This is a genomic window from Aurantimicrobium sp. INA4 (genome assembly GCF_027924525.1).
In the GTDB taxonomy this organism is placed as follows: domain Bacteria; phylum Actinomycetota; class Actinomycetes; order Actinomycetales; family Microbacteriaceae; genus Aurantimicrobium.
This window is the reverse complement of the sequence record NZ_AP027040.1, coordinates 566,807-580,218: the sequence shown is the minus strand read 5'-3', so window position 1 is coordinate 580,218 and position 13,412 is coordinate 566,807. Positions and strand designations below refer to the sequence as shown.

General features: G+C 52.9%; 15 protein-coding genes, 2 tRNA genes and 1 riboswitch. Of the genes, 6 read left to right on the top strand and 11 right to left on the bottom strand.

Annotated elements, in window-relative coordinates; all coding sequences use genetic code 11:
• Positions 1-49: 49 nt before the first annotated feature.
• Both ssb and msrA read right to left on the bottom strand, forming a co-directional pair.
• Positions 50-523: a single-stranded DNA-binding protein gene (ssb, locus tag AINA4_RS02925; RefSeq protein ID WP_281787447.1), complete on the bottom strand. Its 474-nt coding sequence runs from the start codon at positions 521-523 to the stop codon at positions 50-52.
• Positions 524-638: 115 nt separating this feature from the next.
• Complete coding sequence (gene msrA, locus AINA4_RS02920) at positions 639-1,163, bottom strand: peptide-methionine (S)-S-oxide reductase MsrA (RefSeq protein WP_281787446.1); 525 nt, start codon at positions 1,161-1,163, stop codon at positions 639-641.
• A 21-nt stretch (positions 1,164-1,184) separates the two neighbouring features.
• Between msrA and AINA4_RS02915 the strand changes: the two genes are divergently transcribed.
• The 6 genes from AINA4_RS02915 (at position 1,185) to AINA4_RS02890 (ending at position 5,217) form a co-directional block, all read left to right on the top strand.
• Positions 1,185-2,141, top strand: a complete 957-nt coding sequence (locus AINA4_RS02915) for a DMT family transporter (RefSeq protein WP_281787445.1) — start codon at positions 1,185-1,187, stop codon at positions 2,139-2,141.
• A 50-nt stretch (positions 2,142-2,191) separates the two neighbouring features.
• Positions 2,192-2,264: transfer RNA gene (locus AINA4_RS02910), tRNA-Arg, on the top strand.
• 106 nt (positions 2,265-2,370) lie between these two features.
• The gene (locus tag AINA4_RS02905; RefSeq protein WP_281787444.1) at positions 2,371-3,741 is read left to right on the top strand and encodes an NAD-dependent succinate-semialdehyde dehydrogenase; all 1,371 of its coding nucleotides are present in this window, start codon (positions 2,371-2,373) and stop codon (positions 3,739-3,741) included.
• Between the two features lie 80 nt (positions 3,742-3,821).
• Positions 3,822-4,433 (top strand): oligoribonuclease, encoded by a 612-nt coding sequence (gene orn / locus AINA4_RS02900; protein WP_281787443.1) that lies wholly within the window; start codon positions 3,822-3,824, stop codon positions 4,431-4,433.
• A 68-nt stretch (positions 4,434-4,501) separates the two neighbouring features.
• Positions 4,502-4,577: transfer RNA gene (locus AINA4_RS02895), tRNA-His, on the top strand.
• 133 nt (positions 4,578-4,710) lie between these two features.
• Entirely contained in the window at positions 4,711-5,217 is a 507-nt protein-coding gene (locus AINA4_RS02890) for a hypothetical protein (RefSeq protein ID WP_281787442.1), read from the top strand.
• 63 nt (positions 5,218-5,280) lie between these two features.
• Here the strand turns inward: AINA4_RS02890 and AINA4_RS02885 are convergent, their stop codons facing one another.
• From AINA4_RS02885 to gatA, 9 genes are all read right to left on the bottom strand, one after another.
• Positions 5,281-5,541 (bottom strand): hypothetical protein, encoded by a 261-nt coding sequence (locus AINA4_RS02885; protein WP_281787441.1) that lies wholly within the window; start codon positions 5,539-5,541, stop codon positions 5,281-5,283.
• A gap of 9 nt (positions 5,542-5,550) precedes the next feature.
• The gene (locus AINA4_RS02880) at positions 5,551-6,120 is read right to left on the bottom strand and encodes an ATP-binding protein (protein WP_281787440.1); all 570 of its coding nucleotides are present in this window, start codon (positions 6,118-6,120) and stop codon (positions 5,551-5,553) included.
• A gap of 1 nt (position 6,121) precedes the next feature.
• Positions 6,122-6,880: an energy-coupling factor transporter transmembrane component T gene (locus AINA4_RS02875; protein WP_281787439.1), complete on the bottom strand. Its 759-nt coding sequence runs from the start codon at positions 6,878-6,880 to the stop codon at positions 6,122-6,124.
• On the bottom strand, positions 6,867-8,306 hold the full coding sequence (locus tag AINA4_RS02870) for an ABC transporter ATP-binding protein (protein ID WP_281787438.1): 1,440 nt from the start codon (positions 8,304-8,306) through the stop codon (positions 6,867-6,869). The genes AINA4_RS02875 and AINA4_RS02870 overlap by 14 nt, the downstream gene beginning before the upstream one ends.
• Positions 8,307-8,891 (bottom strand): ECF transporter S component, encoded by a 585-nt coding sequence (locus AINA4_RS02865; RefSeq protein ID WP_281787437.1) that lies wholly within the window; start codon positions 8,889-8,891, stop codon positions 8,307-8,309.
• Positions 8,892-8,931: 40 nt separating this feature from the next.
• Positions 8,932-9,039, bottom strand: a riboswitch (TPP riboswitch).
• On the bottom strand, positions 9,005-10,234 hold the full coding sequence (gene dinB, locus AINA4_RS02860) for a DNA polymerase IV (protein ID WP_281787436.1): 1,230 nt from the start codon (positions 10,232-10,234) through the stop codon (positions 9,005-9,007). It overlaps the preceding riboswitch by 35 nt.
• Complete coding sequence (locus AINA4_RS02855) at positions 10,188-10,352, bottom strand: hypothetical protein (protein ID WP_172418252.1); 165 nt, start codon at positions 10,350-10,352, stop codon at positions 10,188-10,190. Before AINA4_RS02855 ends, dinB begins: the two co-directional genes overlap by 47 nt.
• A 50-nt stretch (positions 10,353-10,402) precedes the next feature.
• The gene (gene gatB / locus AINA4_RS02850) at positions 10,403-11,902 is read right to left on the bottom strand and encodes an Asp-tRNA(Asn)/Glu-tRNA(Gln) amidotransferase subunit GatB (protein WP_281787435.1); all 1,500 of its coding nucleotides are present in this window, start codon (positions 11,900-11,902) and stop codon (positions 10,403-10,405) included.
• Positions 11,902-13,410: an Asp-tRNA(Asn)/Glu-tRNA(Gln) amidotransferase subunit GatA gene (gatA, locus tag AINA4_RS02845; RefSeq protein WP_281787434.1), complete on the bottom strand. Its 1,509-nt coding sequence runs from the start codon at positions 13,408-13,410 to the stop codon at positions 11,902-11,904. Before gatA ends, gatB begins: the two co-directional genes overlap by 1 nt.
• Positions 13,411-13,412: the final 2 nt, after the last annotated feature.

Below are 13,412 nucleotides of genomic sequence, written 5' to 3'. Positions count from 1 at the left end.
ACGCCCCCAAGTCTAAAGGGGGCGTTCTGGGTAGGAGCTGAGACAGGCGTTAGGCGGAAACCTTTTTGCGAGTTTTCGCTGCAAGTGGGAGTTCGTCTTCCTCGTCATTGTCGCGGTCCGGCAAGCCACCCCAATCATCTTCGGAGATGGTTGTCACATCAGCGGATGTTGTGTTTCTGGTGTAGTGAGAGATTCCCCAGCTGAGGTCGTGCCCGAGGACATCTGCCTCAACTTCCACGGTCGTTCCCGAACGGTCGGTGTTTTCCCAATCGCGAATGAGCAGCTTGCCAGAGACCACGACGCGATCTCCTTTATTGACAGATACTGCAGCGTTTTCGGCAAGCTGTCGAAAAGCAGAGACGGTGTACCAATTGGTGTCACCGTCTACCCAGCGAGAGGATGCCCGGTCAAAGCGTCGCTGGCTCGATGCCAAACGAAAACTTGTAATTGCTAAACCTTCACTGGTGGTGAGATGGCGAGGAGTGGTTGCAACCAATCCGCTGAGGGTAATCGTGTCAGTCATGATGACGTCCTTCCTTAGTGTGAACACGTGTAGGAAGGATGCGCCGTTATGGAGACGAAGAACGTGCTTGATTCGGCTTTCGAGGAAGAACCTGAGATCTACCCCCTGTGGAGGACTAGTCCTTGATGTAGCTGGAGAAAGACGCGCGAACCTTGTTTACTTTGGGAACAGCAACAGCTAGGCAGTAACCCTGTCCAGGGTTTCTGGCAAAGAAGTTCTGGTGATACTCCTCAGCATCGTAGAAAGCACCCAGCGGCTCTAGCGTGGTAACCAGTCCACCGCCCCAGTACTCATTCGCGCGGTCAATAGCTGCTTGGAATAGTTCTTTTTGTGCTTCTCCGTCATAGAACATGGCGGAGCGATACTGCGTGCCAATGTCGTTGCCCTGGCGGTTGAGCTGACGTGGGTCGTGCAAGGTGAAGAAGACATCCAAGATGACTTCGGCAGGAATGATCTTCTCGTCAAAGACAACCTTGACTACCTCAGCGTGACCTGTAGTTCCCGTGCACACTTCTTCATAGCTGGGGTTCTCGGTGTTTCCACCCGAATAACCGGAAATGACATCAGTCACTCCGTTGAGGGTGCGGTACACCGCATCTAAACACCAAAAACATCCACCAGCTACTACGAAAGTTGTCATTCCTCTAGATTAGTAACTGACATGGGTTACATCATTGGCTTCCTAGCCGCGATCTTGTTCGGCTCGAACGGAAGCGTGGTCAAACTCGTACTCTCCGAGGGCGTTACCGCCGCGCAAATGACCTTCTTTCGCGCCACAGCAACAATGATCATTGCCGGCATTGTGCTGTTATTCACCGACCGCAGTGCCTTCAAAATTACCTTCAAGCAACTACTCACAATGGCCGCATTGGGTGTCTTTGGTGTGGCGATGCTTCAGTGGTTCTATGCACTCGCTATTGCACGCATTCCCGTAGGTATTGCACTGCTGTTTGAATACTTGGCTGTTCTAGCTGTTGCTGTCATTGCACGTTTTGTTTTCAAAGAAAAAGTGCGTGCCCGTTTGTGGGCAGCTATTGCTCTTGTCCTTGTAGGCCTGGCCGTCGTTGCCGAGGTATGGAATAGCTCTGTAGATGGCTTGGGCATGATCTTTGCCCTCATCGCTGCCGCCGCGTACACCGTCTACTTCCTCATCGGTGAGCACGCCCTCAAGGGAATGAACGTCTTAGGAATGACGTTCTGGGCCATGTTGTTTGCCTCGCTATTTTGGGCATTCTTTAGCGGCTGGCAAAACATGGACTACTCCGTTTTTGCCCACCAGATTTCCCTTTCAGGATCCCTTGCAGCAATCTATGTTCCGCTCTGGGTTCCCTTCTTGTGGGCCATCACCATGGGTTCCTTCGTGGCGTTCTATCTCTCCTTCAAGGCCTTGAGCCTGCTCAAGGCCACCTCAGCAGGAATTATTGCGTCCTCCGAGGTGATCTTTGCCTTCATCGTGGCGTGGCTGTGGCTAGGCGAGGCGCTCTCTCTCATCCAGATCATTGGTGCACTGATTGTGACCGCAGGAATCGTGCTGGCTCAAACATCACGTCAGGGCAAGGTAGTTATGGATCTAGACCTAGCAGCAACAACCGGAACTATTCCCGTGGCGAAGAAGTAACTCTGAACTGAAAAACCGCGTCATAAACACCCCGTAAACTTAAGAGATAACCCTCCGTAGCTCAGTGGATAGAGCAAGAGCCTTCTAATCTCTTGGTCGCAGGTTCGATTCCTGCCGGGGGGACTTTTTTTCCCGTGAATGCGCCGTGAACTAACGGTGAACCCTGTTTCTATTCGCAACCAAACAGTTAGTATCGAAGCATCACCATTGACGCCACATAGGAGTGGATATGAGCAAGTACATCGTTACGAACCCTGCTACCGGAGAAAGCGGCGCACCTTATGCGCAAGACTCTGATGCACAGATCAGTGCTGCTATCGAAGCAGCCCACAACACTTACCAAAACTGGTCCAAGAAGACCACGATTGCCGAACGTGCGGCCCTGATTGAAAAGGTTGCGATGCTTCACCGCGAACGCCGTGAAGAGCTCGCAGAAATCATTGTTCGCGAGATGGGCAAGCCACTTGCCCAGGCTCTAGGCGAAGTCGACTTCACTGCAGATATTTACTCTTTCTATGCAGCAAACGGAGAGAAGTATTTAGCAGACGAACCCATCGTGGAATTCGAGGGTGAAGGCGAAGCCTTCATTCGCCGTTCTGCGCTGGGTGTGCTGCTGGGCATCATGCCGTGGAACTTCCCTTACTACCAGGTTGCACGTTTTGCAGGCCCAAACCTCGTCCTGGGAAACACCATTTTGCTCAAGCACGCATCACAGTGCCCCGAATCTGCTGCAGCAATGGAGAAGATGTTCCTCGACGCAGGCTTCCCTGCTGGGGCGTACCAAAACCTGTATGCCGACAGCAAGCAGATTGAAACTGTTATCGCTGATGACCGCGTGCAGGGTGTTTCTCTCACCGGTTCTGAGCGTGCAGGTGCTGCTGTTGCCGAGACCGCTGGTCGCTACCTCAAGAAGGTTGTTCTCGAGCTCGGTGGATCCGACCCCTTCATTCTGCTCAGCACCGACGACATGGACTATGCCGTTGAGGCTGCAATCGCTGGTCGTAACGACAACAACGCTCAAGCCTGTAACGCAGCTAAGCGTTTTGTCGTCATCGAAAGCCTCTACCCAGAGTTCTTGGAGAAGTTCACCGCCAAGATGATGGAGATGGTTCCTAGCAACCCTATGGATGAGGACACTTACCTTGGACCCTTGTCCTCCGCAGGCGCTGCAGACGGACTCGAAGAACAGATTTCTCGCGCAGTGAAACAAGGTGCAACCGTTCACGCACGTGGCGACCGCAACGGAACCTACTTCTCAGGTGTTGTGCTCACTGATGTGAAGCCAAGCATGGATGCTCACCACGAAGAGTTCTTTGGACCTGTGGCCATTGTCTACTCCGTCAAGGATGAAGCAGAAGCTATTGCTGTAGCTAATGACACCCCATTCGGTTTGGGCTCCTACCTCTTCTCCACCGATAAAGAACAAGTTCTTCGTGTAGCAGATCAGATTGAAGCCGGCATGGTTTACGTCAACGGTGTTGGCCTAGATAGCCCTGAGCTTCCCTTCGGTGGCATCAAGCGCTCCGGTTTCGGTCGCGAACTTGGACGATACGGAATCGAAGAGTTTGTCAACCGTAAACTCATTCGCATTCTGAAGTAGAGCACCCTCACCTCAACAGATTCCCTGGCCAGCTGATGGCCAGGGAATCTTTGTCTGTGCTCACGCCTAGAATTGTGAGTATGGGAACACCGAATGAGTACATGGTCTGGATTGACTGTGAAATGACCGGACTCAACCTCGATGTTGACGAATTGGTTGAAGTGGCCGTCATCATTACTGACTCGGAACTCAACGCGGTTCATGAGGGCTTTGATGTTGTCATCAACCCAAGCCAGGCATCATTGGAAAACATGGGTGAGTTTGTCACCACCATGCACACCACCTCGGGGCTTATTGACGAAATTCCCAACGGAGTTTCCCTTGCTGAAGCACAGGCTCAAGTTCTTGCGTATATCAACGAGCATGTGCCCGAGGGACAGAAGCCCCCGATGTGCGGCAACTCCATTGGCACGGACCGGGCATTTATTGTTCGCTACATGCCTGAGGTAGATGCTCGCCTGCACTATCGCAACATTGATGTTTCCTCATTGAAGGAGCTCGCACGCCGCTGGTTCCCTCGCGTCTACTTCAACTCCCCCACCAAAGATGGCGGCCACCGTGCTCTGGCGGACATTCAAGAGTCCATTCGTGAACTTGATTACTACCGCCACGCACTCTTGATTCCTAACCCCGGGCCTTCCAGCGAAGAGGCAGGGAAAATCGCTGCCGAGGTTGTCGCCAAGCACTCATAAACCAAGTTTTTCTCCCTGCGTCTAACGTGTAAGATTATTGAGTTGACGGTTCGCCAGAAACACCCTTGGTGGGTATAGCTCAGTTGGTAGAGCACCTGATTGTGGTTCAGGGGGTCGCGGGTTCAAGCCCCGTTACTCACCCCAAGAACGATGTCCCGGAAAATCTTTCCGGGACATCGTCATTTAACCCTTGACCTCTCAAGCTAGGAGTATCCCCCTAATTGATAAGGTGTTTTCCCCTATACTGTGAAGTGATTTATATAGGGGAATAAACACTGTGAACGCATCGCCATTGTCTGGGTCTGACCCACAAGATGCATTTGATGAACTCCTCAACGAATTTAAGAATCGCAACAAGGCCCGCACTAGCCCTGAGTATGTTCTCGAGACGATGAACACCGACTCCATCTCGGACAAATACATCCGACTGCTCCGCAATCCCTCTGCCGTCAACGAAGATCTTGACGTGAAAGAGACTCTCGTTGAGGTCGCTGAGACAGTGAGTACCGATACGGACAGCACTAAAGGCTTAGCAGTGCTTTCCGAGAATTACACAAAATCTGCCCAAACCAAGGACCAACTCAGCTCATTCTTCGGTATCGCTGCGATAGCGGTCCTGATTGTCGGTGTTGTTGTTCTCGCTGCCATGGCACAAGCAATCCTCCTGGGCATTGTCATAGTGTTATGTGCTGTTGCGTTGTGGATTGTTCGAGCAGTCACTGCACGTCAGGCCAAAGCAACCAGAGAGATTGCTTCGGCCTTAGTCGAAACCGAAGAGCAGTAACCAGACAAGAAAAAGCCCCAGAACTTTTTGTTCCGGGGCTACTTTTTCTCGTTAATGGAACGTCTACTCGTTCTCGTCCTCTGAGATGTAAGTGTCGCTTGCTGGCTCGTTGAAGGTGTAGCGAACGTGAAGTTTGCCAGCAACCTCTCGAGTGTCTACTGCGAAGTAGCGGAAGATCGACTCAATACCGTCGACGAGGGCGACCTCGCTAAGCTTCTCGTCGTGAGTTCCACGAACAAGGACACGTTCCTCAGCGGTACCTGCGAGTGGACCGTCAATGAACTCGGCGGTGAAGAAGACGTCGGTGTGATCTGGTGTAGTCATACTTCTAGGCTACTCGGTTGAGCGCACCTGAAGTGTCGCAATGGACTGTGGGTTGTGGATACGAACATATTCAGTAAATTGAGCATCCCAGTCACTCCAGTGTTCGGCAAAGTTCTCACCCGTTCGTGAAAGTGCCCGCTCCCTACGCAGTTCTGTGTCTGAATCGAGCCACAAACGCACTTGTGAATGTTTCTGGGACCCCTGAGGCGATGCCCCACAACCTTCGATCAACAGCGGCACATGTGCGTCAACCGAATGCCAATCTGTGAGTTTTGCCCTGGCCCAACTATATTTCTGCCATTGGGTGTTCTGGCCTGCAGCGCGCTCCTCGAGCATGCGCGAGACAATCCGAGAGCCTTCAACAAGTCCATCCCAGCCTGGATACAGATCATCCATGTGCACTATCTGGAGTGTTACTTCCGAATTCCAGTTCTTCTCAATGTGCGCGGAAAGAGTGGTCTTTCCGGCTCCGCTCGGACCATCGAGTAGGAACGTGGGTGCCGGAGCATCACGAGTGTGTTTCACATTCTTCTCATAGGCCGTGGAGAGCTGATTGATGTGAGCAAGAATGTGCTCCATATCAGGAGATAACAAAATTCCACGCTCCCGTCATCACAGCCACAGTGACAGATATTCCTGCCACAACGAATGCTCCGCCAATAAACCAGCCATCTTGCGCTCGCCACACAGATTGCCTAGCCCAGGTCCTGACAATTGGCGCATCAAATGCACGTGATTCCATTGCTGTAGCCAACAAACTACCTCGTCGGATTGCCAGAGTGAGTAACGCCATAGCCAAGCTCATCAATCGCGTAAGTGCTCTGATCGGCCCACCGCCATCAGCAACTCCACGAGCACGGCGGGCAAGTCGAAGCATGTTCCAGTCCTGACGCATCAAACCCAGCATACGAATGGCCGCGAGTGCGCCGAGAACAAACCGAGCAGGAAGCTTCCAGAATTGAGCCAGCGAATCAGCTAAATCCGTGGGGTCTGTTGTTGCGAAGAGGACTATCGCAGGAAGTGCCACTGCCAGAATGCGCAACGAGATGGTTACTGCCAGCGCAACCTCTCCCTGAGTAATGTTCCATGGACCAATAACAACAACCGTGTTGCCTTCATCACGTCCGTACAAAAGACCTGATAATCCTGCCAACGGGGCAGCAATAAGTAGTGGAGTCAAAATCTTGAGAAGTTTCCTTGCTGGAACCCCGGCAAAAGGCAACAATGCACATTCACAGATCAGTGCAACAACAGCAGAAACAGGATCAAGAGATAGCAGCAAAACCACACCAAGAATGGCAGCAGCACACAGTTTGGCAATCGGATTAATCGAGGTCATGTACACCTCCGACTCTCACAACCCGATCTGCAAGAGCTGACACGAATGCCTCATCGTGGGTGATAGCCACGATGGCATGTCCCTCATCCCGTAGCTCTCTCAGCAGCTCCACCATTTGCGTCCAGGTGGAGGCATCTTGGCCAAATGTTGGCTCATCCAACATGAGCACTGCAGGTTGTGCTGCTAGAGCAGTTCCCACAGAAAGACGCCTCTGTTGCCCACCAGAGAGAGTAAACGGGTGCACATCCGCAAGATCAGAAAGGTGCAAACGTTGCATCAGCGAATCTACGAGCGCGTGAATGTGATCCTCAGGCATCTTGAGAGCTCGTGGCCCAACCGAGAGCTCTTCCCGAACGGTAGCGGCAATGAATTGATGTTCGGGCGCTTGGAAGACACTGCCGATACGGCTTAAGAGTTCGCGTGAGCGCCATTGAATGGGTTCATCCGATCGAGATATTCCACACAGTTGTTCTGAGGCAACAACCTTTCCTGATTGCGCAGGAATAAGCCCACCTAAAGTCAGCGCAAGCGCTGTTTTGCCTGCACCATTGGGCCCCATAATCGCCAAAACTTCACCGGCATGAACCTCAAGGTTTGGAATGCGCAGTGCTGAGGTTGAACAGGGATATCCGACCTCGAGCTGTTTCGTAGCGAGGAGTGTTTCCCCTGCTTTTCCAGGATGCTGAGTTGGTTGAGTTACATGCGGGAGCCAAACGCCAGCCTTCTCGAACTCAATAGCTTTCTCCTGAGATAACTCTGACGGCGCACCGTCCCACAGCACACCGTTGTGCCCCAGCACAATAATGCGGGTGGCAAAATCCCACCACAGCTCCACACGATGCTCAACCATCACGATGGTTGCACCAGTGGCATCAACGACCTTGGTCAACGCATTCTTCAATGCGAGAGCTCCTGCAGGATCAAGATTTGCCGTGGGCTCATCCAGGGCAATGATTTCTGGTTGCATTGCCAGCACTCCAGCTAAAGCCAATCTCTGCTTTTGGCCTCCGGATAGTGCGGAAGTTGAGTGGTTGAGTGGAACATTCAGCCCGACAAGATCACAGGCAGTCTCCACTCTCTGCCAGATTTCCTCACGGGGAATGCCGAGATTTTCACAACCGAAAGCAACATCGTCACCGACGCGCTCCAAAATGACTTGGTTCTCCGGATCTTGTAATACCAAACCAATGCGACCACGGGAATTCAATGGGGGCAGCCCATTGACCAAGACGGAACCCTGTTCAGTTCCTTCATCCTCACCGAGCACACCCGCGAAAGCTCTGAGTAGGGTACTTTTACCAACGCCGGAAGCGCCAAGAAGTAGAACTCGCTCCCCCTGCGCAATCTCACAGGAGATATTGCTCAGCGCAGGGGTAGAGCGGGCAGCATACTGCCAGCCCCACTCCTGCGCTGAAAGAGTTGCCACCTAGCTTGTTCGCCCCGCGGCAAATCTACTGAGCGCACCAGCCCTGGCTAAGCCTCGAACAATAAACCAGGACATCAATCCACCGATGAGAGCACCAGAGATAACTCCACAAATGACGTAGGTGATCTGGAATCCCGCGTCGACACCGGGGTACCAAACAACTAAGTCATTGACACTCATCGCGACACCTGCGCCAGCACCAGCTAACACAGCTGTAAACACAGACCAGTTGGCGTAGAGGAATAGGGCAAAGACAATCTCAGCCCCGAGGCCCTGAACAAGACCTGAGATGAGCGTCCCAAATCCCCACTGGCTACCCAGCAATGCTGAGACGGTTGCTGCAATGAGTTCGGTATAAATTGCGGCGCCAGGTTTGCGGATGATCAAACCACCCAGGACAGCGGCAAACAGCCACCCACCACCAAGCAGTGCAGTGAAGCCTGGTGTTGCAGACAGTGCTGCCGAGAGTGGCCCATAGGCCAAACCCCAGGCCCAGAATATGATGCCGGATGCGACACCAATCACACTTGCGACGACGATATCGACAACGCGCCAGCGGTACTTACTTACAGTTGTTGCGTGCACTTGCGTGCCCCTTTCGGTTGAAATGAGGGCACGGGATTATTCGTTGAGAATGCCTCCCTGCGCTGGCATGATCCAGATCAGGTTCGACGGTCGAAAGTTACGAAACTTTCCTCTCAGCCCGGTGTACCGGACTCCCGTGTTGGTTCAATCTTACGCAAGAACGAGGCAGGACGAACACTATCGGGACCAAACTTTTCTCCCACCTGATCCATCACAATCTCTGCTTCTTTCCAGGCGTCCCCCTCGTCGCCCCACAACGAGAGTTGTTGCGTACCTGCATCCACCAAGGATTCGGCGCGAACACCGATGAGACGTATCGCTCTGCCGCCGGTTTTGAGCTCGTCGAGAAGTTCACACACCACTTTGTGTATTTCGCGTCCCACACTCGTGGCTTCTGGGAGTGTGCGACTGCGAGTGAGCGATTCAAAGTCTGAGAACGTGACCTTCAAGCCGATTGTTCGAGCCTCGAGCTGCGCTTTGCGAAGCTGGGCTCCAACATGGTCGGCTTGGAACAACAGTGTGGCTTTGAGCTTCTCAGCGTCCGTGACGTCCTCGTTGAAGGTGTGTTCTTTGCCAATGCTTTTCTCTGCCCGTTGCGTTGTCACAGGGCGCGGGTCCCGCGCCCAAGACAATTCAAACAGCTGAGTCCCCGCGGCCTGGCCTAGAGCTGAAATCAAACTTGCTGGTGGCGACTGGGCAATATCTGCAACCGTGTGCAACCCACGCTTGTGTAACACCTCAGCAGTTTTCTTTCCCACACCCCAGATGGCTTCAATGGGAAGGGGGTGTAAAAATGCCAACGTTTCATCATCGGGAATAACAAGCAAGCCGTTAGGTTTTGACTTTGTTGAGGCCAGCTTTGCGACAAACTTTGTACTTGCTACTCCCACAGAGCAGGGCAATCCCGTCTCGTCACGAACGCGATCCTTTATTTGCTGGGCAATCTGTTCTGGTGTGCCAAAAATTTTCTGTGCACCAGAGACATCCAAAAATGCTTCGTCGATAGAAAGCTGTTCAACGACGGGAGTGAAGTCATGAAAGATAGACATCACTTTCTTGGAATACGCCCGATACTTCTCAAAATGGGGTTCAAGAACAATGACATCAGGACATAACCTCTTGGCGCTGACCAACGGCATCGCTGAACGGATACCTAAAGCCCTAGCTTCATAGGTTGCACTCGTGACAACTGATCGTGGTGAATCGTGTGCAACAACTGCCGGCTTGCCGGCAACCTCAGGTCGATCCAATACCTCCACGGACGCGAAGAACGCGTCCATGTCGATATGAAGAATGTTAGGCGCGGTTCCACCTAGAAGCGAGACCGAATGCAAGGGTTGCACCGAGAACCCCAGCTGCGAAAATCCAAGCGCCGTATTCGGGGTATGCGAATGCCTGTCCCATGGTCCAGCAGGAGCCAACAGAAAGTGCCATCACGACGATAAACAAGAGAACTCGCATGGAAGCTCCTTCATATCAGGGCGTGAGCTCACGCCAACCACACATTTAGTTTAGAGCGCTTCGGCCCGTTCAAGCACGAGTTCACGAACGCGAGCCGCGTCTGCTTTACCCTGCATCGCCTTCATCACTGCACCGATAACCGCACCGGCAGCTTGAACCTTGCCATCCTTGATCTTTTCAAGGACATCCGGCTGAGCGGAAAGTGCTTCGTCGATAGCGGCGATCAAAGCGCCATCATCACTCACAACAGCAAGACCCTTAGCTTCCACGATGTCGCGAGGAGAGCCTTCACCAGCTGCTACAGCTTCAAGAACTTGCCGTGCCAAACGGTCGTTGAGGGTTCCTTCATCAACGAGCTGTTGCAGTTCGGCAACCTGTGTAGGTGTGATGTCGATTCCCTCTTCGCCGGCAGCGTTAGACAGGCGAGCAATTTCACCGGTCCACCACTTACGTGCCGCCTGAGCTGACGCACCTGCAGCAACAGTTTCAGAAACCTCATTGAGGAGGCCAGAGTTCACCACGTCTTGGAATTCAAGGTCAGTAAAGCCCCACTCTGCTTTGAGGCGACGACGACGTTCAGCTGGCTTCTCTGGAAGCGCTGCACGCAATTCTTCAATCAACGCAGGATCTGGCACGACCGGCAGTAGATCTGGCTCGGGGAAATAACGGTAATCATCAGCATCTGACTTGGGGCGACCGGCGCTGGTTGCACCAGTGTCTTCGTGCCAGTGGCGTGTTTCTTGGATGATGGTTCCACCATCAGCCAAGATTTGCGCCTGGCGCTGAATTTCGTAGCGCACAGCACGCTCTACCGAACGCAGTGAGTTGACGTTCTTGGTTTCGGTGCGAGTACCGAGCTTGTTTGAACCACGAGGACGCAAAGAAACGTTGGCATCACACCGCAGGTTTCCGCGTTCCATCTTGGCGTCAGAAATTCCCAGAGCAATCACAATGTCACGAATAGTTGCAACATAGGCCTTGGCTAATTCAGGTGCGTCATGTTCTGCGCCCTCAATCATGCGGGTCACTATCTCCACCAGGGGGACACCAGCACGGTTGTAGTCAACCAACGAATATTCAGCGCCTTGAATACGGCCTGTGGAGCCACCAACGTGGGTGAGCTTGCCAGCATCCTCTTCCATGTGGGCACGTTCAATATCGACATTGATTATGCGGCCGTTGGGAAGTTCAACTTCCACGTTTCCGTTCAAGGCAATCGGCTCGTCATATTGTGAAATCTGGTAGTTCTTCGCCAGGTCAGGATAGAAGTAGTTCTTTCGAGCAAAGGACGAAGATTCTGCAATCTCGCAGCCCAGTGCAAGGCCCAAGCTAATGGAGTAGCGAACTGCTTCTTCGTTAACAACAGGAAGTGAACCTGGCAAACCTAAACAGGTAGGGGTGATGTTTGTGTTGGGTTCGCTACCAAAGTTGTTGGGTGCTGCCGAGAACATCTTGGTCTTTGTCGAGAGTTCAACGTGAACTTCAAAACCGAGGACGGGCTCGAACAGTTCGAGCGCCTTGTCATAGTCCATGAGCTTTGCCTGAGCCATTAGAGCGCCCCTCCCTTGAGTTCTGGTGCTTGGCTGATCAACGTGTGACCCCACTTCTGCTCCAGCAGAGCTTCGAGTGCGGCACCGACGTTGTAGAGGCGTGCATCTTCACGAGCCGGGGCGAGGAACTGGATGCCGACTGGCAATCCGTCTTCGTCTGCGAGACCAGCAGGAATACTGATGCCAGGAATACCAGCCATGTTGGCAGGAATGGTTGCAACATCTCCGCGCCACATTGCAACGGGGTCGTCGAGCTGTTCGCCAAGCTTCCACGCCGTGGTGGGTGCTGTGGGTGAAGCCAAGACATCAACCTTGCTGAAGGCATCAGCAAAGTCACGTTGCACGAGCGTGCGCACCTTCTGAGCAGAGCCATAGTAGGCGTCGTAGTACCCAGCGGAAAGTGCATACGTACCCAAGATGATCCGTCGCTTTACTTCAGCACCGAAACCAGCTTCACGGGTTGCAGACATCACCTGCTCCACGGTTCCACCGCCTTCTGGGGTTACACGCAGACCAAAGCGAACGGAGTCAAACTTGGCCAAGTTGCTGGATGCTTCTGCAGGAAGAATCAAGTAATACGCAGCAACCGCATATTCCAGACTGGGCAAAGAAACTGGAACAATTTCTGCACCATTTTCTTTGAGAAGTTCCAGAGCATCGTGGAAACGAGCAAGAACACCAGACTGGAAGCCCTCACCGTCGAGCTGTTCGATAACACCAATCTTGAGGCCTGCAACGTTGGCATTCTTGACAGCCTCCACAAAGGAAGGCCATTCGTCCTTCAGTGAGGTGCTGTCATGCACATCGTGACCCTTGATCACATCGTGCAGCAAGGCAGAGTCCATTACGGTTCGGGTAACGGGACCAATCTGATCAAGGCTTGATGCCAAAGCAATAGCACCGTAACGAGAAACACCACCGTAGGTTGGCTTCACGCCCACAGTTCCCGTGATGTGTGCAGGCTGGCGAATAGAACCACCCGTGTCAGAACCTAAAGCAAGAGGAGCTTCATAAGCGGCCACAGCAGCAGCAGAACCACCACCGGAACCGCCAGGAATACGGTCCAGATCCCAGGGGTTGCGTGTTGGACCATAAGCGGAGTGCTCCGTGGAAGAACCCATAGCGAATTCGTCCATGTTGGTCTTACCCAGAGGCACCAACCCTGCTTCACGGACCTTGGTCACCACGGTGGCGTCATAAGGTGACATCCACCCTTCAAGAATCTTGGAACCCGAGGTTGAGGGCATATCGGTAGTTACGAGAACATCCTTGATGGCGATGGGAACACCATCGAGAGAACTCAGCGGTGCTCCAGCAGCACGACGTGCATCTGAAGCTTTCGCTGCTTCTAACGAAACCTCGGCGTTGACGTGCAAGAAAGCATTGAGGTCGCCATCAACTTCAGCAATACGGTCGAGGTGTGCCTGGGTAATTTCAACAGAAGTTGTAGTTCCCGCTGCGAGCATTTCTGCAAGCTCAGCAGCGGTCTTGTGAATGAGGTCAGACATTA

Coding starts and splice junctions, on each gene's coding strand:
- AINA4_RS02885 (WP_281787441.1), bottom strand. CDS start 5,541: ATGACTACACCAGATCACACCGACGTCTTCTTCACCGCCGAGTTCATT.
- AINA4_RS02875 (WP_281787439.1), bottom strand. CDS start 6,880: ATGACCTCGATTAATCCGATTGCCAAACTGTGTGCTGCTGCCATTCTT.
- AINA4_RS02855 (WP_172418252.1), bottom strand. CDS start 10,352: ATGCGAGTTCTCTTGTTTATCGTCGTGATGGCACTTTCTGTTGGCTCC.
- gatB (WP_281787435.1), bottom strand. CDS start 11,902: ATGGCTCAGGCAAAGCTCATGGACTATGACAAGGCGCTCGAACTGTTC.
- AINA4_RS02880 (WP_281787440.1), bottom strand. CDS start 6,120: ATGGAGCACATTCTTGCTCACATCAATCAGCTCTCCACGGCCTATGAG.
- orn (WP_281787443.1), top strand. CDS start 3,822: ATGGGAACACCGAATGAGTACATGGTCTGGATTGACTGTGAAATGACC.
- AINA4_RS02905 (WP_281787444.1), top strand. CDS start 2,371: ATGAGCAAGTACATCGTTACGAACCCTGCTACCGGAGAAAGCGGCGCA.
- msrA (WP_281787446.1), bottom strand. CDS start 1,163: ATGACAACTTTCGTAGTAGCTGGTGGATGTTTTTGGTGTTTAGATGCG.
- ssb (WP_281787447.1), bottom strand. CDS start 523: ATGACTGACACGATTACCCTCAGCGGATTGGTTGCAACCACTCCTCGC.
- gatA (WP_281787434.1), bottom strand. CDS start 13,410: ATGTCTGACCTCATTCACAAGACCGCTGCTGAGCTTGCAGAAATGCTC.
- AINA4_RS02915 (WP_281787445.1), top strand. CDS start 1,185: ATGGGTTACATCATTGGCTTCCTAGCCGCGATCTTGTTCGGCTCGAAC.